This is a genomic window from Pseudomonas sp. FSL R10-0399 (assembly GCF_009600165.1).
GTDB lineage: Bacteria > Pseudomonadota > Gammaproteobacteria > Pseudomonadales > Pseudomonadaceae > Aquipseudomonas > Aquipseudomonas helleri.
In genome coordinates, this window is the sequence record NZ_WIWK01000339.1 from 1 (window position 1) to 273 (window position 273).

The following is a 273-nucleotide window of genomic DNA, read 5'->3' on the forward strand; positions in this document are numbered from 1 at the left end:
GTAGTGAGCATGGCGCTGGTGTATGCAGGCTTGGGCGTTTTGGCCGCCCTGCTGGGCGCCAACTTGCAGGCCCTGCTGCAACAACCCTGGTTGCTCGCAAGCTTTGCCGCCCTGTTCGTGGTGCTGGCGCTGCCGATGTTTGGCTTTTTTGAATTGCAGTTACCGGCCGCCTTGCGCGACCGCCTCGAAAACGCCGGCCGTGGTCGCAAAGGCGGCAGCCTGCTGGGTGCGGGCATCCTCGGCGCCTTGTCGGGTTTGCTTGTGGGCCCGTGC

The 273-nt window shown here is 64.8% G+C and carries 1 pseudogene; it reads left to right on the forward strand.

What is annotated here, in order from left to right:
• Positions 1 to 273, forward strand: a pseudogene (locus GHO41_RS29655) (thiol:disulfide interchange protein); the annotation flags it as partial.